Raw genomic sequence first — 19,111 nt, forward strand, 5'->3', positions numbered from 1 at the left:
TTGCAACCTGTTTGCGTCAAGCCGACAAAGTCCGTGCCAGCGACAAGTGAAGAGCAATCAGCTGCACCCGCTCGTCGCGCCGCACGTGTCGCACTTCTCGCAAGTGCCGTTCCGCACCATCGTGAAGTTCTGGCACTCCGAGCACATGTTGCCGGTGTAGCCCTGCATGATCGAGCGCTGGCGGCGTTCCGCTTCCACCTTCTTGGCTTCGGTCTTGGCCGTTGCCGCATCGGCTGCCGCCTTGTCGGAGAAGAGGGCGGTGGCGTCGCTGGTGATTTCCTCGGTTACCTCTTCGGCGATCTCTTCGGCCAGTTCCTTGGCGCGCTCCTCGTAATCGCGCTTGAAGGCGACGATTTCCGAGGTGGAGATGGCGACCGTCGGTTCCAGCTTGCGGGCAGCGCTGCCGGCAAAGGCGGTGACCGTGCCGGTGGAAGCGGCGCGGGCAGGGGCTGCGGTGGCGGCACCCTTGGGTTCGCCCGCCTGGCGTTCGCCGCCGGTGCCGGAAACCAGGGTCGGCTTGTAGCCGCGGGTCCAGCCGGTCGACAGCAGGTTGGTCTTGCCTTCCTGGATGCCCTTGCCGAGTGCGGTGTTGGAGAAATCCGACGTATCGACATGGGCAAGGTCATGACGGCCGAGATAGGAGACGGCCAGTTCGCGGAAGACGTAGTCGAGGATCGAGGTGGCGTTCTTGATCGCGTCGTTGCCGATGACCATGCCGGCCGGCTCGAACTTCGTGAAGGTGAAGGCCTCGACATATTCCTCGAGCGGCACGCCATATTGCAGGCCGAGCGAGATGGCGATGGCGAAATTGTTCATCATCGCACGGAAGGCAGCGCCTTCCTTGTGCATGTCGATGAAGATCTCGCCGAGACGGCCGTCGCCGAATTCGCCGGTTCTGAGATAGACCTTATGTCCGCCGACGGCGGCCTTCTGGGTATAGCCCTGACGGCGGTTCGGCAGCTTCTCGCGTTCGCGCGAAACCCGTTCGATCACCCGCTCGATGATCTTCTCGGTGATGGTGACGGCCTGGGCGGCGACCGGCGCCTGCAGCAGTTCTTCCAGCGCATCCTCGTCGTCCTCGTCTTCGATCAGCGAGGCGTTGAGCGGCTGCGACAGCTTCGAGCCGTCGCGATAGAGCGCGTTGGCCTTGAGGCCGAGCTTCCAGGAGAGCAGGTAGGCGTTCTTGCAATCCTCGACGGTCGCCTCGTTCGGCATGTTGATCGTCTTGGAAATTGCACCCGAGATGAAGGGCTGGGCAGCCGCCATCATGCGGATATGGCTTTCCACCGAGAGATAGCGCTTGCCGATCTTGCCGCAGGGATTGGCGCAATCGAAGACCGGCAGATGCTCGGTCTTCAGGAAGGGCGCGCCCTCAAGCGTCATCGCACCGCAGACATGGATGTTGGCGGCTTCGATGTCCTTCTTCGAGAAGCCCATATGGTCGAGCAGGCTGAAGCTCATGTCGGCGAGCTGCTCGTCGGAAACCTTCAGCGTCTCCTTCAGGAAGTCGGCGCCGAGCGTCCACTGGTTGAAGACGAACTTGATGTCGAAGGCGCTCTTCAGCGCGGCGTTGACGGCTTCCACCTTCTCGTCGGTCAGGCCCTTGGCCTTCAGCGTCGACGGGTTGATCGCCGGCGCCTGGTTCAGGTTGCCATGGCCGACGGCATAGGCCTCGATTTCGGCAATCTGGCTCTCGGAATAACCGAGCGTGCGCAGCGCGTCGGGCACGGCGCGGTTGATGATCTTGAAGTAGCCGCCGCCGGCGAGCTTCTTGAACTTGACGAGCGCGAAGTCGGGCTCGATGCCGGTCGTGTCGCAATCCATGACGAGACCGATCGTGCCCGTGGGCGCGATGACCGAGACCTGGGCATTGCGGTAGCCATGCTGTTCGCCGAGTTCGAGCGCCTTGTCCCAGGCCGATTTGGCGTGGGCGACGAGATCCTGGTCCGGGTTTTCCGAATGGATCAGCGCGACCGGGTCGATCGACAGGGCCTCATAGCCGGAGGTTTCGCCGTGAGCGGCGCGGCGATGGTTGCGAATGACCCTGAGCATGCTCTCCCGGTTCGGCGCGAAGTTCGGGAAGGGGCCGAGCTCGGCAGCCATTTCGGCCGAGGTCGCATAGCAGATGCCGGTCATGATCGCGGTTAGCGAACCGGCGATGGCGCGGGCCTCGGCGGAGTCGTAGGGAATGCCCGACGACATCAGCAGGCCGCCGATATTGGCGTAGCCGAGGCCGAGCGTGCGGTATTCATAGGAGAGTTCGGCAATGCGCTTCGACGGGAACTGCGCCATCATGACCGAGACTTCGAGCACGACGGTCCACAGGCGAACGGCATGTTCGTAGTCGGCGATATTGATGCGCTTGGTGGCCTTGTCCTTGAACTGCAGAAGGTTCAGCGAGGCAAGGTTGCAGGCGGTGTCGTCGAGGAACATGTATTCCGAGCACGGGTTCGAGCCGCGGATCGGGCCGCCGGCCGGCGAGGTGTGCCAGTCGTTCATCGTCGTGTTGAAGTGGATGCCCGGATCGGCCGAGGCCCAGGCGGCGTAGGAAATCGTTTCCCAGAGATCGCGCGCCTTCAGCGTCTTCATCACCCGGCCGTCCTTGCGGGCGGTCAGCTTCCATTCGCCGTCATTTTCGACGGCGCGCAGGAAGTCGTCCTTGATCGAGACGGAGTTGTTGGAGTTCTGGCCCGATACCGTGAGGTAGGCTTCCGAATCCCAGTCCGTGTCGTAGGTCTTGAATTCGAGATCCTTGTAGCCCTGGCGGGCGAACTGGATGACGCGCTGGACGTAATTCTCCGGAACCTGGTCCTTCTTGGCGGCGCGGATCTCGCGCTTCAGGGCAGGGTTCTTGGCCGGGTCGAAGCAATCGCCGCTATCGCCGCCTTCGCAATTGAAGCAGGCCTTCATGATCGCCTTCAGGTGCCTGGCGACGATCTTCGAGCCGGTGACGAGGGCTGCGACCTTCTGCTCTTCCTTGACCTTCCAGTTGATGTATTCCTCGATATCGGGATGGTCGATATCGACGACCACCATCTTGGCGGCGCGGCGCGTCGTGCCGCCCGACTTGATGGCGCCGGCGGCACGGTCGCCGATCTTCAGGAAGCTCATCAGGCCGGAGGAGCGGCCACCGCCGGAAAGCTTTTCGCCTTCGCCGCGCAGCATCGAGAAGTTGGAGCCGGTGCCGGAGCCGTATTTGAACAGGCGCGCTTCACGCACCCAGAGATCCATGATGCCGCCTTCGTTGACGAGGTCGTCCTCGACAGACTGGATGAAGCAGGCATGCGGCTGCGGATGTTCGTAGGCAGACTTGGACTTGGTCAGCTTGCCGGTGAAGGGGTCGACATAGAAATGGCCCTGGCCGGGACCGTCGATGCCGTAGGCCCAGTGCAGGCCGGTGTTGAACCACTGCGGCGAGTTCGGCGCGACGCGCTGGGTGGCGAGCATATAGGCAAGCTCGTCCTTGAAGGCGGCCGCATCTTCTTCCGAAGAGAAATAGCCACCCTTCCAGCCCCAATAGGTCCAGGTGCCGGCGAGACGGTCGAAGACCTGACGCGCATCGATTTCGGAGCCGGTCTGTTCGTCCTTCGGCAGGGCCTTCAGCGCCGCATCGTCGGGAACGGAGCGCCACAGGAAGGAAGGAACATCGTTTTCCTCGACCTTCTTCAGCCGGGTGGGGACGCCGGCCTTGCGGAAATACTTCTGCGCCAGAACGTCGGTCGCGACCTGGGAGAACTGTGCGGGAACGTCGATATTCTCGAGGCGGAACACGATCGAACCGTCGGGGTTCTTGATCTCGCTGGTCGCCTTGCGGAATTCGATATCCGCATAGGCGCCTTGGCCGGCCTTCGTGAAACGACGTTCGATGCGCATGGTCTTGACCTCGTGTTGGCGCCCAGTCCCCACGACCGGGGCGCAAAATTCCTATCCGGCGGCACATTGTCGTCGTGCAGCCAGTCTCGTTTCCGTATTGTCACAGGGGTGTCATCCGGAGATGTCCTTCCTGTATCTTGTGGTGATGGTGGCTGCAAACGCTAAATATAGTATTAACAGCTTATTATCGCCAGTCCCGACGTCACTTTTTTTGGAGGCTGAAAACTGCGCAGAGATCCCCTCGGGCCCGAACCGATTCCGGCGCAATGCCCTGATTCTGCGTCTTGTTTTTCAAAGGGAACCGGGCTCGTTACCTCCGGTCCTGTCGCCGCCGCAACATCAGGAGCAGTAAAGTTTGAAACTGCTGATTCCGTCAAGGGCTGGTTTTTAATTCAATGGTAACCACAACATCTTGTGGATGCGCCTGTGGAGATTGGGGAAAGCCGGGGAGCGCTGAAAATACAATGACTTGCAGGCGTCGCCGGCTCAGGAAAACGCCGCAGCGGCAAAAAAGCGTCCCGCGGCAAATCTTGTGATGGCATTTCCGGCGCAAATGCGCATGGCGATTCGCCAGGGAAATCAGCGCTGTCAAAGTGCGCCGGCGAGGAGCGGCGCACCTTCGATTGTCGCGATCAGCGCGCGCCCTTGGCGATCGGTTCCTGATAGGTGAAGCCCATGTCCCAGGGGAAGTAGATCCAGGTATCCTGGCTCACCTCGGTGATGAAGGTGTCGACGGTCGGCACACCCTTCGGCTTGGCGTAGACGCAGGCGAAATGCGCCTTGGGCAGCATGGTGCGCACCTGCGCGGCGGTCTTGCCGGTGTCGGTGAGGTCGTCGACGACGAGCACGCCTTCGCCGCCGTTTTCCGCAAGCTCGGGCGCAATTCCCTTGAGCAGCACCATGTCGCCCTGGTTCACGTAATCATGATAGGAGGCGATGCAGACGGTTTCGATCAGGCGGATGTTCAGTTCGCGCGAGATGATCGCGGCCGGAACGAGGCCGCCGCGGGTGATGCAGACGATCGCCTTGAACGTCTGGTCGAGGCCGGCAAGCCGCCAGGCAAGGGCGCGCGCATCGCGGTGGAACTGATCCCAGGAAACGGGAAAGGCTTTATCGGGAAGGGACATCGGGCTGCTCCGCGGCATGATAGAGATGACACGCCGTTTGCCGGCGACCGGACGGGCTTGCGGCGGCGATCGGCAAAACAGGAAATCGCGCGAGCCGGAACTGCGCGAAATCGGCCGAGGCTCGAAGCCCTCATCGGTCGCTGCAATTAGCGGGATTTGCCGGCAAAAGGCAAGAGCGCCGATCCTTGCGGCAGGCGGTCATCGCGACAACAGCGTCAGCGCCGTCATCGATTGCAGCAAGCTCTTCGTCGTGCCGCCGAAGATCATCTGCCACAGCCATGAATGCGTATGCGCGCCCATGACCAGGAGGTCGATGCTGTCGTCTGAGAGCCGGTTTTCGATGACACGGCAACCGGATCGGGGATTTCCATCGGCGCCACCAGCGGCACGGCGGAGATGTTTTCGGCATGCAGTCCGATGACATGAGCGCCGCTTTCAGCGGCAATGGCAAAGGCGAAATCGGCAACGGCGGCGCTGTTGTCTCTGGTATCGAGAATGGCGAGAATGGTTTTATAAGACATATCAATTCTCCTTGCGCTGAAATGGCTGGCGCGAGGGAGGCAATGCACCGGACCGTTCTCCTGTTCCTTGACTGATATCAAGGATGGCCAGTTCCGGTGCTGTCCTCAAGCCTCGGCGGAAGGATTTTCGACGACCTCCTTTTTCCGGCGGATGGCGCCGATCATCGCATGCACCTCGGCGCCCGCCGCATCGATCGCCGCCTGCGCGCGGCCGCGCACGACGATCTCGGTCGAAAATTTCTGGTCGATATATCTGGGGTAGGAACCGATGCTGGTGTCCGGATGGGCTTTCTGAATAGCGGCAAGCGGCGTGCCGATATCGCCTTCGCCGTAAGGGCAGGCGATGGCGAGCGAGAGCACCGGCGTACCGGTTCGAAGCATCGGCAGCACATTGTCGATCATCGCCTGGAAGACCTGCGGCACGCCGGCCATGACATAGACATTGCCGATGATGAAGCCCGGCGCGGTCGAGACCGGATTGGCGATATGGGCAGCCCCGCGCGGCATGCGCGCCATCCGCTGGCGCGCCTCGGTGAATTCCATTTCGCGGCGACGGTACATCTCGGCAAGCAGCGTCATCGCCGTTTCGTCGTGGTCGCAGGGCAGGCCGAACGCCTTGGCGATCGCATCGGCGGTGATATCGTCATGCGTCGGCCCAATGCCGCCCGAGGTGAAGACATAGTCATATCGGGCGCGAAGCGCGTTCAGCGCCTCGACGATCGCCTCCTCGTCGTCGGCGACGATGCGCACCTCCTTGAGATCGATGCCGGAAAGCGTCAGGAGCTCGGCGAGGTGGCCGATATTCTTGTCCTTGGTGCGGCCGGAAAGCAGCTCGTCGCCGATGGCGAGCATGGCGGCGGTGACGACGGTGTCATGGCTCATGGGGTGTTCCGTGATGTGAGGCTGGTCAATAGGTAGCGCCCTTCGGCGGCTTTGCAAACACTCGAAGATGATGTGGAAAAGCGTGAGCGCAGGGGCGCCTCGCAGATGCGCAATTCCCGGGATCAGATGGGCGGCCTCCGTTAGCGGCAACGAAAGCGTGATTTTTACTCCTCGCGGCTCTTCCCATCGCGAATGACGCGAGATATTGAAAACGCCGCAAGCGGGCGTGGCGAAACTGGTAGACGCAAGGGACTTAAAATCCCTCGGCCTTGGCTGTACGGGTTCGATCCCCGTCGCCCGCACCACGTTCATAATCCTGTTTGAATACGCTGTATATTGCGTGAAAACGCGCGTTATCGCTTGACAATGGCGTTTTCAATGCAAGGATTGCGCCGCGGCGGGGTAAGTAAGTGTTGTCTTGTGGGAGTAAGACGATGGTTTACGATTGGAGTGGGGTAAGGGCCCGGCGCATTCGGGTCTTCAAAACCAGTGTCGCACTTGTTTTGGGAACCGTGATCGCAGCGGTCCCACTGTTTTTCTGGGCGATACAACTGAGCGATTTCTAAGTAGGAATAATCAGCGTTCCGCGACGGGAAGGCTGTTCGGCGCCCTGGTTTCGCGCCATCTGTTGATCACCCAGCCGGCCAGCAGGCCGAGCGCGGCCCCCATCGCCTTGACGCCGGCATCATGCAGGCGGGGGTGGCGGGTCGGCGCGAAGTATTGCAGATATTCGATGGCGACCGCCCCTGTTATCAGCAGCGCGGCCACCAGTTTCCACTGTCTGGGATAGGCGAGCGCGAAGGCGAGGCCGAGGAGAACATAGGCGCCGCCACGATCCGTATCGACGGTCGTGACCGTATGTGGTCTCAGCCCGATCGGCGAAACCGTGACAAAGAGGATCAAGGCGAGCAGCAGCCAGGCCAGCGGTTTTGCGAATTTGAAGATCATCATCGCTCCATATAAGTGGCAGCTCTTTGCATTGACAGTTAAAATCGGTTCATCTGCTGCCGATTTTGCGATTGGCTTAAGAAAGGCTTCCCGAGGCTGGAGCGGGCATCAGGATATGAGCGGCTCGGTCAGCGAACCGGAAATGGCCGGAGCGGGCTTTCTTTTGCCGGCCGGCCTGTGCCATAGCGGCGGCGGCTACTCTTTAGGAATGGACCACGCCCGTGACGAGACTTGAAGTTGAAAGCGCCGAGGAGGCAATGCGCAGCCTGTTTCCGGCAACGCCACTGCAGCTCAATGATCATCTTTCCGCCCGCTACGGCGCCGATATCTGGCTGAAGCGCGAGGATCTGTCGCCGGTGCGCTCCTACAAGATTCGCGGTGCCTTCAATTTCTTCCGCAAGGCGATCGGGCAGGGGGCGGCCGGCAAGACCTTCGTCTGCGCTTCGGCCGGCAATCATGCCCAGGGCTTCGCCTATGTCTGCCGCCATTTCGGCGTGCCGGGCGTCGTCTTCATGCCGGTGACGACACCACAGCAGAAGATCGACAAGACCCGCATGTTCGGCGCCGAATTCATCACCATCCGGCTGATCGGCGATTTCTTCGACCAGTGCTACCAGGCCGCGCGTGATCATGTCGAGGCGATCGGCGGCGTCATGGTGCCGCCCTTCGACCACGCCGATATCATCGAAGGGCAGGCGACCGTTGCTGCCGAAATCATGCAGCAGCTGCCTGAGGGAACGGTGCCTGACATGGTCGTGCTGCCGGTCGGCGGCGGCGGACTTGCCGCCGGCATCACCGGTTATCTCGACGGCATCGTGCCGAAATCGGCCTTTGTCTTTGCCGAGCCCGCTGGTGCGCCGAGTCTCAGACGCAGCATCGAGGCGGGCCAGGTGACGACACTTGCCAAGGTCGACAACTTCGTCGACGGCGCAGCCGTCGCCCGCATCGGCGACCTGAATTTCGCCGCGCTGCGCGATTTTCCGGCAAGCCAAGTGCAGCTGATGCCGGAGAACGCCATCTGCGTCACCATTCAGGAGATGCTGAATGTCGAGGGCGTCGTGCTGGAGCCGGCCGGCGCCCTGTCGCTGACGGCGATCGCCGCGATGGATCCCCAGGCGAGCCGCGGCAAAACCATTGTTGCGATCGTCTCCGGCGGCAATTTCGATTTCGAGCGCCTGCCTGACGTAAAGGAAAGAGCCATGCGTTACGCGGGGCTGAAGAAATACTTCATCCTCAGGCTTGCTCAGCGCCCCGGCGCGCTCAGGGATTTCCTCAATCTGCTCGGTCCCGACGACGATATCGCCCGCTTCGAATATCTGAAGAAATCGGCGCGCAATTTTGGCTCGATCCTGATCGGCATAGAAACGAAGGCGCCGGAGAATTTCGCCCGGCTGATCGCAAATTTCGAAGCCGCCGGCATGGGTTACGAGGATATTACCGAAAACGAGATCCTCGCCAGTTTGATCATTTGACTTGGCGAGCGCGATGGCGGCGTGGTAGAGACGGATCATGGCTTCGTTCCTTTCAAATCTCTTTTCGATGTTCTCCGGCGGCAAGCCCGCTTCGGAGGCGGCAGGCCCCGCCAGTGAGCCGCAGCTTTACGGCGACTGCACGATCTATGCGGAGCCGCGCAAGGAAGGCAGCCAGTACCGTCTGGCCGGCCGTATCGAAAAGAAGGTCGGCGACGAGGTTCTGGTGCGCAATTTCATCCGCGCCGATCTTTTCTCGTCCTCCGACGACGCGATCGAGTGCACAGTGCGCAAGGCGCACCAGATCATCGACCAGCATGGCCCGTCGCTCTTCGGCGACGGCGAGAAGCTTCGCCAGGTCTGAGGCCGCGATCGTTCCGACCCAGGGCGCCGGATACAGAAATCCCTTGCTTTTCAAGCGTATGACTGGAACGTCCCAAATATGAGGATGCGCTCACGCAATCTTAAAGGATTGCGGTGAAAGCTACGGCCTGCAGGATTTGCAGGACGCCCTCGTGTTTGACTTTTTCGGACGATCGATCAAAAGATCCGCAGCCGCGATCGCCGCTTCCGCGCGGCGCCGGCCTGCAGCCGAGGTGTCGTGATGGAGGCTCTCAACCTCGTTCTCTTCGTCGCTGAAGCCATCGCCTATTTCGTGCTGATGGTGACGCTTCTGCACTTCCGCCATCGGCTCGGTCTCGGCGTCTTCCTGACGGCGCTCGGTGTCATGCATTTCATGGAGACCTATCTGGCGGCGGTCTTTTACGTCTCGCTGCCATTCGGGGATGTGTCGCCGGGTTCATCCGTCTTCTTCTCCGGCAAGCTGATGATGATCCTGATGCTGTATCTGTGGGAGGATGCCGCGACGGTGCGCCAGCCGATCTACGGCCTGTTCCTCGGCAACCTGCTGACCGTCGGCATCGCCTGGGTGCTGCAAATGCACCAGCCGCTGCAACTGTCTTCGAACCATACGCCCGACGTCGATTTTCTGAAGGAGATGGGTTGGCTGATGATCTGGGGCACGGCGCTGCTCTATGTCGATTCGCTCGGCATCATCCTGCTCTACGAAAAACTCGGCGATTTCTTCCGCAGGCGCGTCGTGCTGCGTTTCATGATCTCCGGCTTCGTGCTGCTGACCTTCGACCAGGTCGGCTTCTTCGCCGCGCTGCATTATTTCCTCGATGTGCCGACCGCCGTATTCTGGGGTGGCTGGAAGGCGAAGATGCTTTCCGTTTGCCTCTATGGGGCAATGTTTGCGATCTATGAATATCGTATCCGCCGCCTCGGCGCCGACGCCGCCGCGCGCTCCATCAGCGACGTCTTCGGCGATCTGACATTCCGCGAGCGCTACAATGATCTTCTGGAGCGCACCGGGCGCGACATGCTGACCGGCGTCTATGACCGCACGCGCATGGAGCTGGAAGCGCCGCTGATGCTGCGCGAGGCGCTGCGGCAGGGGCTGTCTGCGACCGTTCTCATTATCGACGCGGATCACTTCAAGGACGTCAATGACGGTTACGGTCATCTCCAGGGTGACGTGGTGCTGAAGTCGATCGCCGCCCGGCTCGGCACAACACTGCGTTCCAGCGACCGTATTTTCCGCTTCGGCGGCGAAGAGTTCGTCGCCGTCTGCCCCGGCACGAACCATGAGGAAGGACTGCTGCTTGCCGAGCGTCTGCGTTGGACGATTGCGACCAGCGTCAAGACGCCGGATGGCAGTCCGGTCACCGTCTCTATCGGCGTGGCGACCGCCGACGAGGACGGCAGCGGTTTCACCGCGGTGCTGTCGGCTGCCGATGGCCGCCTGTACGCGGCAAAGAAGGGCGGCCGCAACTGTGTCGTCGGCCGCTCCGGCCTGGTGAAACTCGGTTAAGCCGGCTGATCTCCCGATCAGTGCGATCGCTCGAGCAGGTGTTTGGGGTGTTGAGTAAATCAAAACAGATGTCTTCATGTGTGTGTAATTTCAATATCTTATGGTAGCAATAAAAACGGCTTGTTAGCATAATGCAAACGTGATCTCCATTGCCTCGACATTTCGCATGCGAGGGGCGTGGAGACATGAGTGATATAGCTTTACGAACGAAGGTTGATGGCGGCGAATTTGCCGTTTTGTGCATCGGCGGGTTTCTTCTTTCGATCGCCTATGGCGTAACCTTTCTGATCCCGGTGTTGGTCGGCCAGCGCGGTGGAAACGAGGCGCTTGCCGGCCTGATCATCTCGGCCGCGACCGTCAGCACCGTCGTTCTGGTCATCCTCTCCGGTCACATCGCCGATGCCATCGGCTCCGCGCGGGCGGTGGCGGTTTCCGGGCTCTTTCTTGCGGCCTCCGGACTGGGATTTGCCATGGTCCCGGCAGCCGGGCTCAGCCTGATGACCGTCGGTTTCGTTCTCGGCATCGGCTGGGGCACCTTTTATGCGCTCGGTCCGATTCTGGTCGCCGCGATCACCGAGCCGGAGCATCGCATCAGGTTCTTTGCACTGCTGTCGGGATCGATGATGTCGGGCATCGGCGCCGGACCGATCATCGGGCGCATCGCTACCGGCTGGTCCATGCCGATCGAGACGGCCTTCGCCTTTGCGTTTCTCTCCAGTCTCGCCGGCGGCGCGCTTTATTTCCTGCTGCATATCAGGCTGACCAGCGCCGGCAAAATTCTGCCGCATGTCAACAAGATCTCCTTTGCCGCAGCGCGTCAGGTGATCGGTTCGCGGGCGATCTATTCCATCGCCATGGTCGGCATCGGCGGCGCGATTTTCGGCGGGCTGTCCAGCTTTCAGACCAGCTACGCCAAGGCGCATGGCTTCGACTATTCGCTGTTCTTCGTCGGCTTCATGTCCGCCGCCATCCTGAGCCGGCTGTTCGTGGCGGGATATGTGGTCAAGAAGGATCCGTTCTATTCGCTTCTGGTCCTGACCAGCCTGACGCTGGTCTCCATCCTGCTGTTCCTGGTGGTGACCTCGAGCCAACTGGCCTATTTCGGCGCCGCGGCGATGCTGGGGCTGGGCTATGGGCTGACCTATTCCGTCATCAACGGCCTGGCGGCAAACGAGGCGCCCGCGGGCCTTATGCCGCAATCGCTGCTCCTGTTCTCGCTGTCCTATTTCATCGGCGTCTTCGGCTTTCCGCTGATTGCCGGCAACCTGATCGTTTCCTCCGGCATTCAGGCCATGCTCTACGTGCTGCTGCTGCTTGCCATCGCCAATTTGGCAATCGTCTTGTTTCGCGTGGTCCGCCGCGTAAGGAATGGCTGACCGAGGCCGGGCAAGGTCGACTTGCCCGGCTCTCGCTGATTTAGGCGGCGCGGAAGATCTTGGCGCCGGACGGTGCGCTCGTCATGCCGCCATCGACGGTGATTTCGATGCCGGTGACATTGGATGCGTCATCGGAGGCGAGATAGAGCGCGGCTTTGGCGATTTCGTCGGCTTCGCTCATGCGCCCGAGCGGGCTCATGCCGCCGATGCGGGCCTCGAGCGCCGACATTGCGTCTTCGGTCTGGGCCATCGGCGACCAGATCGGCGTCTTTGTGCCGCCGGGCGTCACCTGGTTGACGCGGATGCCACGCGGCGCAAGCTCGGAGGCCATATTGCGCGTCATCGCCCGGACCGCGGCTTTGGTCGCCGCATAGGCCGTCCAGCCCGGAGCACCGAGCACGGCATGCACCGAACCGTTGAGGATGACCGAGGCGCGGTCGTTGAGATGCGGCAGGGCCGCCTGCACGGTGAAGAAAACCGCCGTGAGATTGGTGCTGATGATCCGATTGAACTGTTCCGGCGATGTGTCACCGAGTGGTGTCGCGCCGCCGATGCCGGCATTGGCGAAGATGATATCGAACGTGCCGACCTTTGCGGCGGCTTCCGCAAAGGCCTTTTCGGTGGCGGCTGCATCGGTGACGTCGAGGTTGAGCACCACGACGCCAGCCCCGAGCACCTTTTCGGCGGCAGCGAGCGTTTCCGGATTGCGGCCGGTGATCACGACCTTGGCGCCCTCATCGATGAAGGCCTTGGCGGTCGCAAGACCGATGCCGCTATTGCCGCCCGTGATCAGGGCCACCTTGTTTTTTAGACGCATGATTCATGCTCCTCTTGGAAATGACAACAATCTGGATTATGATGGTTATCTACTAGGATTATGATTGTAATCCTCATAAGTCAAGAGGCACCGATGGGGCGTTCCCAGCTTGAAAAACAGAAGACGCATGAGAAGATCGTGGAGACCGCGTCCAGGCGGCTGCGCGAAGCGGGACTCGACGGTATCGGCGTTGCCGACCTGATGAAGGAGGCCGGGCTGACCGTCGGCGGCTTCTACAAGCACTTCGCCTCCCGTGACGATCTCGTCGCCGAGGCGATCCAGTCGGCTTTCGATTCATGGGGACGCAAGTTGGAGGCCGAGGGGATCAACCCGACGGAGATGACGGCTGCCGATATCGCCGAGCGTTATGTCAGCACCTATCACCGTGACAATCCCGGCGAGGGCTGCCCTTTTGCTGCGCTGACCTCCGATATATCCCGCAGTGGCGAGAAGGCGCGAGCGATCGCGACGGACGGACTCAGGCGCAATTTCGCGGGATTGGCGAGCAAAGCCGCAGGAGCGGATGAAGGGGAAAGACGACGCAAGGCGATCATGGCCTTCGCGATGATGGCCGGCGGCGTCGGCCTTGCCAGGATTTCCTCCGATGAGGCGCTGTCGGCCGAAATCCTCGAGACGATCCGCGATTTTGTCGCCGCTATCGACAAATGACAAACGGCCGGCGAAGGGCCGGCCGTTGTATTACACCTAAGCGTTTGAGAGCCGATCAGGCGGCCAGCGCGATTTCCTGGACGCGCGACTTGGCGGCGTCGATGGCCTTTTCAGCGGCTTCCGGGCCGAAGGCGAGGCCTTCGACATAGATGGTCTCGACGTCTGTGATGCCGAGGAAACCGAACACCGACTTCAGGTACGGCACGGCATGGTTCAGGGGGGCGGCCGGGCCCTGCGAATAGACGCCGCCGGAGGTCAGTACGACATAGACCTTCTTGCCGGTGACGAGGCCGACCGGGCCGGTTTCCGTGTACTTGAAGGTCAGGCCGGCGCGGGCGACGTTGTCGATCCAGGTCTTCAGCGAAGAATAGATGCTGAAGTTGATGAGGCCGGTGCTGATGACGATCGTGTCGGCGGCCAGCAGTTCGTTGACGAGCTCGTCCGAGGTCTTGATGGCGGCGATTTCTTCGGCCGTGCGGGCTTCCGCAGGCTTGCGGATGGCGGCGGTGAAGAGGTCATCGATATGCGGCAGCGGATTGGCGGCGAGGTCGCGGCGGACGACGACGCTGCCCGGCTTCTGGTTCTTCAGCTTTTCGGCGAGATCGACGGCGATCGGGGTCGAGAGCGACTCGGCACGCGGGCTGGACGTCAGAAGAAGGATGGACGACATGCTGCATTTCCTTTCGAATTGAATTGGACGGCTCGTTGCTGGGAGGTGAGCCGCGGTGTCGAGAAGGAAAATAAGTCTGGCCCGCTATCGAAAAAACGGTGATAATGTCGATCGAAACTATCGATGGAATGGATGGAAGATGCTTCCGAACCCGACTTTAGACCAGTTGCAGGTGTTTTTGACCGTTGCCGAAACCGGTAGCTTTTCTGCCGCATCGCGGGCGCTGAACCGGGCGCAGTCGGTCGTCAGCTATACGATTGCCAATCTGGAAGCGCAGCTTGAAATGCCGCTTTTCGAGCGGTCCGGCGCACGCCAGCCGAAGCTGACGGAGGCGGGCAAGGCGATGCTCGAGGATGCGCGCCGCATTCTCGGTGACCTGCAGGTCATGCGGGCGCGCGTCAAGAGCCTGAGGGAGGGCCTCGAAGCCGAGGTTTCCGTCGCCATCAGCGTCATGGTGCCATCGCGGGCCGTCGTCGACGTGCTGCATGAATTCCGCGAAAGATTTCCGTCCGTTGCATTGAACCTCAATGTCGGCGAGCTCGGCGTGGTGATGGACCTCGTCCTCAGCGGCAAGGCGACGATCGGGATTGGAGGCGCAGTCCTCAAGCAGGACGATTCCGTCGTCACCGAGCGGATTGGGCATTCCTTCATGTTGCCCGTTGCCGCACCCAACCATCCGCTTGCCCAAATAGACCGGCCGCTCACACTTGGCGACGTGCGCGAGGAAGTGCAACTCGTCGTCACCGACGCGTCGGGTCGGACGAAGGGGCGGGATTTCAATGTTCTGTCCTACAAGACGTGGCGCGTCAGCGATATTGCGATGAAACACCAGCTCATTAAGGCCGGCCTGGGCTGGGGCGGCCTTCCGGCATCCGTCATCCATGATGATCTGCGCAGCGGCGCGCTCGTTCATCTCGATCTGGATGCCTATGAGCAGGGCGAGTATGCCATCTATTCGATGCGCCAGCTCGCCAACCCGCCCGGACCGGCCGCCAGCTGGATGATCGACGCCTTCCGCACACGGCTTTCCCATTGCCCGAACCAGGCCGATTTCCATGCCGAGATGGCAGAGCTTCGTGACACCGCACCGCCGCTCGCGGCCGAATGACGAAGGCGCGGAGCCGCGCCTTCGCGAGCGTTTCTCCGCTTAAAGAACCAGCCTGAACTTCGAGAAGCCGTCGGTTCCGTCGCCCGCGTCCTCGATCTTGACGCTCTTGACCGCGGCGAGGAACTGCTTCGCCTTGGGGCCGCTTTCGAAGGTCACCGTCGTCCCCGGCAGCGGCTTGAAGGTCCAGTTCGCATCAGCCGATGGATTGATCGTGCCCTGCTCGTGGACGTAGCGCACGATGACGTCGCGGTTGGTATCCGGCGCCTGGAAGATCACCTTGTCGGCAGCGATCTCCGGGAAGCTTCCGCCGCCGCCAGCACGGTAATTGTTGGTGACGACGACGAACTTCTGGGCCGGATCGATCGGCTTGCCATCGAAGGCGAGGTTCTGGATGCGGTTGGCATCCGGATTGATCGCCTTGCCGGATGAATCATATTTCGGCGGCTGCGAGAGGTCAATCTGGTATGTCACGCCGTCGATCACGTCGAAATTGTAGGACGGGAAATCGGCATTGAGCAGCGGCGCATCCTTCGCGCCCACTTCGATATGGTTGAACATGCCGGCCGACATTTCCAGCCAGTTTTTCACCTGGGCACCGGTGATCGCCACAGCTTGCACCGTGTTCGGATAGAGATAGAGGTCGGCGACGTTCTTGATGGCGATATCGCCGGCCGGGACATCTGTATAATAGTCGGCGCCGCCACGGCCGCCGGCCTTGAACGGGGCCGCCGCTGAAAGCACCGGCAGATCCTTGTACTTGGTGTCGGCGAGCATCTGCTTGATGTACCAGGTCTGGGCCTGGCTGACGACCTGCACGGAAGGATCGTCGGCGACGAGCGAGAAATAGGAATAGAGCGGTGCCGACGTCTTGCCGACCGGCGTGCGGACATAGGCGAGCGTTGCCTCATGCTCGGCCTTGGCGGCTTCGACCACATCCTTCTTGTCGGCGTAGTCGGCGACCACTTTCTTCTTGTCGTCGCGGTGATAGATCGGCCGCGCTTCCGAGGTGAAATCGACAATCTTCCAACTGTTGCCGTCCTTTTCGAGCAGCAGGTCGATGAGGCCGAGATGCGAACCCCAGAAGCCGGCCATGACGGCGGGTTTGCCATGCAGCGTGCCCTTGACGGGATCGGCATTGGCGATGCCGTCCCAGCTCTTCGGGCCAGGGAAGACGAGATGCTGATGCCCGGTGAAGATCGCATCGATCCCTTCAACTGCGGCGAGATGCAGCGAGGCGTTTTCCATCTTTTCGGACTGTGCTGCTCCGTCGATGCCGGAATGGGAGAGCGCGATGACGATATCGGCGCCGGCTTCCTTCATGGCGGGAACCCAGGCTTTGGCCGCCTCGACGATATCGCGGGTCTGCGCCTTGCCTTCGAGGTTCTTGATGTCCCAGAGCATGATCTGCGGCGGTACGAAACCGATGAAGCCGATCTTGACAGGGCTCTCCTTGCCGGCGCCGTCTTTGATCTGCTTTTCCACAATGATGTAGGGTTTGAAGAAGAGCTCGTCGTGCTTCGGATCCGAGGCGAGCTGGCCCTTGGTCAGGTTGGCGCAGACGAAGGGGAAGTTGGCGCCGGACAGGACCTTGAACATGAAGTCGAGGCCGTAATTGAACTCGTGATTGCCGAGCGTCCCGACCGTGTATCCGAGCGTGTTCATCGCCCTGATCACGGGATGGACGTCGCCGTCCTTCATGCCGTGCTGATAGGCCATGTAGTCGCCCATCGGGTTGCCCTGCAGCACGTCGCCATTGTCGATCAGCAGCGAGTTGACGGCCTCTGCGCGGATATTGTCGATGATCGTTCCGGTGCGCGACAGGCCCATCGTGTCGTTCGGCTTGTCGGCGTAGTAGTCATAAGGAAAGACGTTGACGTGAATGTCGGTCGTTTCCATCAGCCGCAGATGCGCCTGGTTGGCGCTGGCGCGGGCGCTGAAAGGGTGCAGCAGCACGAGGGCGGAAGTGGCGGCGAGACCGCCAAGCAGGGAACGGCGGCTCATGACGCCGACATCGAAAATGGAAGACATGGAACTCTCCTGTGGGATCATGCATCGCCCGGCCCGTCAGAATTAGGACGATTTGGCGAGGAGTACACTGCGAAAATGACAGGATGGCAAAACAATCGGTAGCAAGGGCGACGCGATTCCAAAATGCAATGTATGGTGCAGCCTTTCGGCCCAAACCCATCGAGGGCGGGACCATAACCGGGCCGTCATCGGGTGGCGCTATCGACATCGGGAAAGTCGATGCCGGCCCGCCGCCGACGCAAGGCTCTTGTTGCGCTCGACGTCGATGTCAACGCGTAGCAACTGGAACGATTTCAGCTGCTCCTGTGCTGCGGAAGCGGTGCACCTCCTAAGGCTTCAGCGTCAACGTCGCCGACCGGGACGGGCGCTCGACGTTGGTAGCGGCTCTCAGTTGGCGCACCGCCAGCACGGGGCGTATTTCCTGGTGGAAGAAGCGGAAATAGGAGGAGACCTGCGCCCGTGCATTCGAATTCACATCGAACTGGATGCCGATGCGGCCATTGTGTTTCCAGCGGATGATGCCTTCGAGCAGGCCGAGGTTTTCGGCTTCGATGCGCACCTTGCTGCCGGAAGAGGCATGGAGCGGCGTCTTCGTCTCAAGCGCGGCGCCAGTCACCGACAGATTGAGAATTCGGACATCCACTTCGCTGTTCAGGTATTTGACGCTGCCGAAGACGCGACAATTCTTCCGATCGGCCTTCCGCGCCGTAATTTTCAGGTTGCTGCTCATGCTGTCTCCCTCAATTGCCAAGGGAGCATAGCGCCCGAAAATTGAAATGGTTTTAGGGGCTTGGCTAAAATTGCAATGAAAATTCAATTGGCGGCGGCCGCTCTGCGGCCCACCACATGTTCGCGCCAGATGGTGAAAATGCCGGCTGCAACGACGATGATCGAGCCGATGATCGTGTTGAGACTGAGCGTTTCGTCATAGATCGTCACACCGATGATCGAGGCATAGACCAGTGACAGATAGGTCAGCGGCTGGACGGCGGCGGCATCGAGAAGATCGTAGGCGCGGATCAGGAAATAGTGGCTGGAAATACTGGTCATGCAGACGAGCGCCATCCAGCCCCAGTCGCCCACGGACATCCAGCTCCAGTAGAACGGGCCGATGACGGTCATCGTAATGGCGCCGATGACGCCGGTATAGAAGAAGCTGGTCATCGACGAATCGTCGCGGCTGGCGAGACGGGTGGCGATGACATAGAAGGCGAAGTTGAAGCAGGAAAGAATGGCCAGAAGCAGTTTCACATCGAAAAACTCGCCTTCCGGCTTCAGGATCAGCAGCACGCCGAATAGTCCGACGCCGATCGCCGTCCATCGCCGCCATCCGACCCGCTCGCCGAGGATCGGCATCGACAGCAGCGCGATCAGGATCGGCGTCGCGGAAAAGATCGCTTGTGAGCGGGCAAGGCCGATCACGGCAAAGCAGGTGATGGCCAGAACCACCTGGACGGCAAGCAGCACGCCGCGCACCACCTGAAGAAGCGGGCGTTTGGTGCGGGCCGTCGCCTTGAGGCCGCCGCGCATCTTCGACGCGAGGACGATCGTAAACAGCGCAAAGGCCCAATAGCGGATCATCGTTACGAAGATCGGCGGGTACGTCGACGCCAGATGTTTCGAGATGGCGTCCTGCAGAGAGAAGATGGTGATCGCCAGCAGAGCGAAAATATAACCGTGGGTCTTCGATGTCATGATTAGCCATTCAACGGGAAACGCCTGCGCGCGCCAAAGTCTGGGCAGGCTTTCA

General features: G+C 61.0%; 16 protein-coding genes, 1 tRNA gene and 1 pseudogene. 8 read left to right on the top strand and 10 right to left on the bottom strand.

The genetic code is table 11. From position 1 onward, the window contains the following. Positions 1-57: 57 nt before the first annotated feature. The 4 genes and pseudogenes from AMC88_RS09035 to AMC88_RS09050 all read right to left on the bottom strand — a co-directional run bounded on the left by AMC88_RS09035 (position 58) and on the right by AMC88_RS09050 (position 6,403). Positions 58-3,873, bottom strand: a complete 3,816-nt coding sequence (locus AMC88_RS09035; protein WP_064825157.1) for a vitamin B12-dependent ribonucleotide reductase — start codon at positions 3,871-3,873, stop codon at positions 58-60. 632 nt (positions 3,874-4,505) lie between these two features. Next, positions 4,506-5,000 carry a xanthine phosphoribosyltransferase gene (gpt, locus tag AMC88_RS09040; protein WP_010025058.1) on the bottom strand — a complete coding sequence of 165 codons (495 nt, stop codon included), beginning with the start codon at positions 4,998-5,000 and terminating at the stop codon, positions 4,506-4,508. Positions 5,001-5,198: 198 nt separating this feature from the next. Beyond that, positions 5,199-5,521: pseudogene (locus AMC88_RS09045) on the bottom strand (universal stress protein). Positions 5,522-5,626: 105 nt separating this feature from the next. Next, positions 5,627-6,403 carry a competence/damage-inducible protein A gene (locus AMC88_RS09050; protein ID WP_012483545.1) on the bottom strand — a complete coding sequence of 259 codons (777 nt, stop codon included), beginning with the start codon at positions 6,401-6,403 and terminating at the stop codon, positions 5,627-5,629. 220 nt (positions 6,404-6,623) lie between these two features. On the opposite strand from AMC88_RS09050, the gene AMC88_RS09055 reads away from it, so the two are divergent. Beyond that, positions 6,624-6,708: transfer RNA gene (locus tag AMC88_RS09055), tRNA-Leu, on the top strand. A 271-nt stretch (positions 6,709-6,979) separates the two neighbouring features. On the opposite strand, the gene AMC88_RS09060 is transcribed toward AMC88_RS09055, so the two are convergent. After that, positions 6,980-7,354, bottom strand: coding sequence for a VanZ family protein (locus tag AMC88_RS09060; protein WP_010019262.1), 375 nt, complete (start codon positions 7,352-7,354; stop codon positions 6,980-6,982). Here AMC88_RS09060 and AMC88_RS33045 point away from each other — a divergent pair. From AMC88_RS33045 to AMC88_RS09080, 5 genes are all read left to right on the top strand, one after another. Further along, positions 7,341-7,586 (top strand): hypothetical protein, encoded by a 246-nt coding sequence (locus AMC88_RS33045; RefSeq protein WP_012483546.1) that lies wholly within the window; start codon positions 7,341-7,343, stop codon positions 7,584-7,586. The genes AMC88_RS09060 and AMC88_RS33045 overlap by 14 nt on opposite strands. Next, positions 7,573-8,823 carry a threonine ammonia-lyase gene (gene ilvA / locus AMC88_RS09065; protein ID WP_064825158.1) on the top strand — a complete coding sequence of 417 codons (1,251 nt, stop codon included), beginning with the start codon at positions 7,573-7,575 and terminating at the stop codon, positions 8,821-8,823. The genes AMC88_RS33045 and ilvA overlap by 14 nt, the downstream gene beginning before the upstream one ends. A 37-nt stretch (positions 8,824-8,860) precedes the next feature. Further along, positions 8,861-9,184: an HlyU family transcriptional regulator gene (locus tag AMC88_RS09070; protein ID WP_012483548.1), complete on the top strand. Its 324-nt coding sequence runs from the start codon at positions 8,861-8,863 to the stop codon at positions 9,182-9,184. 237 nt (positions 9,185-9,421) lie between these two features. Beyond that, the gene (locus tag AMC88_RS09075) at positions 9,422-10,693 is read left to right on the top strand and encodes a GGDEF domain-containing protein (RefSeq protein WP_029531120.1); all 1,272 of its coding nucleotides are present in this window, start codon (positions 9,422-9,424) and stop codon (positions 10,691-10,693) included. Positions 10,694-10,878: 185 nt separating this feature from the next. Next, entirely contained in the window at positions 10,879-12,069 is a 1,191-nt protein-coding gene (locus tag AMC88_RS09080) for an MFS transporter (protein ID WP_064825159.1), read from the top strand. 40 nt (positions 12,070-12,109) lie between these two features. Here AMC88_RS09080 and AMC88_RS09085 read toward each other — a convergent pair whose 3' ends face one another. Further along, on the bottom strand, positions 12,110-12,886 hold the full coding sequence (locus AMC88_RS09085) for an SDR family oxidoreductase (RefSeq protein WP_064825160.1): 777 nt from the start codon (positions 12,884-12,886) through the stop codon (positions 12,110-12,112). A gap of 93 nt (positions 12,887-12,979) precedes the next feature. On the opposite strand from AMC88_RS09085, the gene AMC88_RS09090 reads away from it, so the two are divergent. After that, positions 12,980-13,555, top strand: coding sequence for a TetR/AcrR family transcriptional regulator (locus AMC88_RS09090; RefSeq protein WP_064825161.1), 576 nt, complete (start codon positions 12,980-12,982; stop codon positions 13,553-13,555). Positions 13,556-13,610: 55 nt separating this feature from the next. Here the strand turns inward: AMC88_RS09090 and AMC88_RS09095 are convergent, their stop codons facing one another. Further along, entirely contained in the window at positions 13,611-14,225 is a 615-nt protein-coding gene (locus AMC88_RS09095; RefSeq protein ID WP_010006692.1) for an FMN-dependent NADH-azoreductase, read from the bottom strand. A gap of 139 nt (positions 14,226-14,364) precedes the next feature. Here AMC88_RS09095 and AMC88_RS09100 point away from each other — a divergent pair, with 139 nt between their 5' ends. Further along, positions 14,365-15,333, top strand: coding sequence for a LysR family transcriptional regulator (locus AMC88_RS09100; RefSeq protein ID WP_012483554.1), 969 nt, complete (start codon positions 14,365-14,367; stop codon positions 15,331-15,333). A 39-nt stretch (positions 15,334-15,372) separates the two neighbouring features. Here the strand turns inward: AMC88_RS09100 and AMC88_RS09105 are convergent, their stop codons facing one another. From AMC88_RS09105 to AMC88_RS09115, 3 genes are all read right to left on the bottom strand, one after another. Beyond that, on the bottom strand, positions 15,373-17,361 hold the full coding sequence (locus AMC88_RS09105) for a bifunctional 2',3'-cyclic-nucleotide 2'-phosphodiesterase/3'-nucleotidase (RefSeq protein WP_064825162.1): 1,989 nt from the start codon (positions 17,359-17,361) through the stop codon (positions 15,373-15,375). A gap of 328 nt (positions 17,362-17,689) precedes the next feature. After that, positions 17,690-18,091 carry a PilZ domain-containing protein gene (locus tag AMC88_RS09110; RefSeq protein WP_064821876.1) on the bottom strand — a complete coding sequence of 134 codons (402 nt, stop codon included), beginning with the start codon at positions 18,089-18,091 and terminating at the stop codon, positions 17,690-17,692. A gap of 83 nt (positions 18,092-18,174) precedes the next feature. Beyond that, a complete protein-coding gene (locus tag AMC88_RS09115; RefSeq protein ID WP_016732837.1) occupies positions 18,175-19,056 on the bottom strand; it encodes a DMT family transporter in 882 nt (293 codons plus the stop codon). Positions 19,057-19,111: the final 55 nt, after the last annotated feature.

The organism is Rhizobium phaseoli (genome assembly GCF_001664385.1).
Classification (GTDB): Bacteria; Pseudomonadota; Alphaproteobacteria; order Rhizobiales; family Rhizobiaceae; genus Rhizobium; species Rhizobium phaseoli.

Bases quoted from the DNA above. Each gene is read 5' to 3' on its own strand.
- AMC88_RS09110 (WP_064821876.1), bottom strand. From the start codon at position 18,091: ATGAGCAGCAACCTGAAAATTACGGCGCGGAAGGCCGATCGGAAGAAT.
- AMC88_RS09035 (WP_064825157.1), bottom strand. From the start codon at position 3,873: ATGCGCATCGAACGTCGTTTCACGAAGGCCGGCCAAGGCGCCTATGCG.
- AMC88_RS09080 (WP_064825159.1), top strand. From the start codon at position 10,879: ATGAGTGATATAGCTTTACGAACGAAGGTTGATGGCGGCGAATTTGCC.
- AMC88_RS09060 (WP_010019262.1), bottom strand. From the start codon at position 7,354: ATGATGATCTTCAAATTCGCAAAACCGCTGGCCTGGCTGCTGCTCGCC.
- gpt (WP_010025058.1), bottom strand. From the start codon at position 5,000: ATGTCCCTTCCCGATAAAGCCTTTCCCGTTTCCTGGGATCAGTTCCAC.
- AMC88_RS09115 (WP_016732837.1), bottom strand. From the start codon at position 19,056: ATGACATCGAAGACCCACGGTTATATTTTCGCTCTGCTGGCGATCACC.
- AMC88_RS09100 (WP_012483554.1), top strand. From the start codon at position 14,365: ATGCTTCCGAACCCGACTTTAGACCAGTTGCAGGTGTTTTTGACCGTT.
- AMC88_RS09070 (WP_012483548.1), top strand. From the start codon at position 8,861: ATGGCTTCGTTCCTTTCAAATCTCTTTTCGATGTTCTCCGGCGGCAAG.
- AMC88_RS09085 (WP_064825160.1), bottom strand. From the start codon at position 12,886: ATGCGTCTAAAAAACAAGGTGGCCCTGATCACGGGCGGCAATAGCGGC.
- AMC88_RS09050 (WP_012483545.1), bottom strand. From the start codon at position 6,403: ATGAGCCATGACACCGTCGTCACCGCCGCCATGCTCGCCATCGGCGAC.
- AMC88_RS09090 (WP_064825161.1), top strand. From the start codon at position 12,980: ATGGGGCGTTCCCAGCTTGAAAAACAGAAGACGCATGAGAAGATCGTG.
- AMC88_RS09095 (WP_010006692.1), bottom strand. From the start codon at position 14,225: ATGTCGTCCATCCTTCTTCTGACGTCCAGCCCGCGTGCCGAGTCGCTC.
- AMC88_RS09105 (WP_064825162.1), bottom strand. From the start codon at position 17,361: ATGTCTTCCATTTTCGATGTCGGCGTCATGAGCCGCCGTTCCCTGCTT.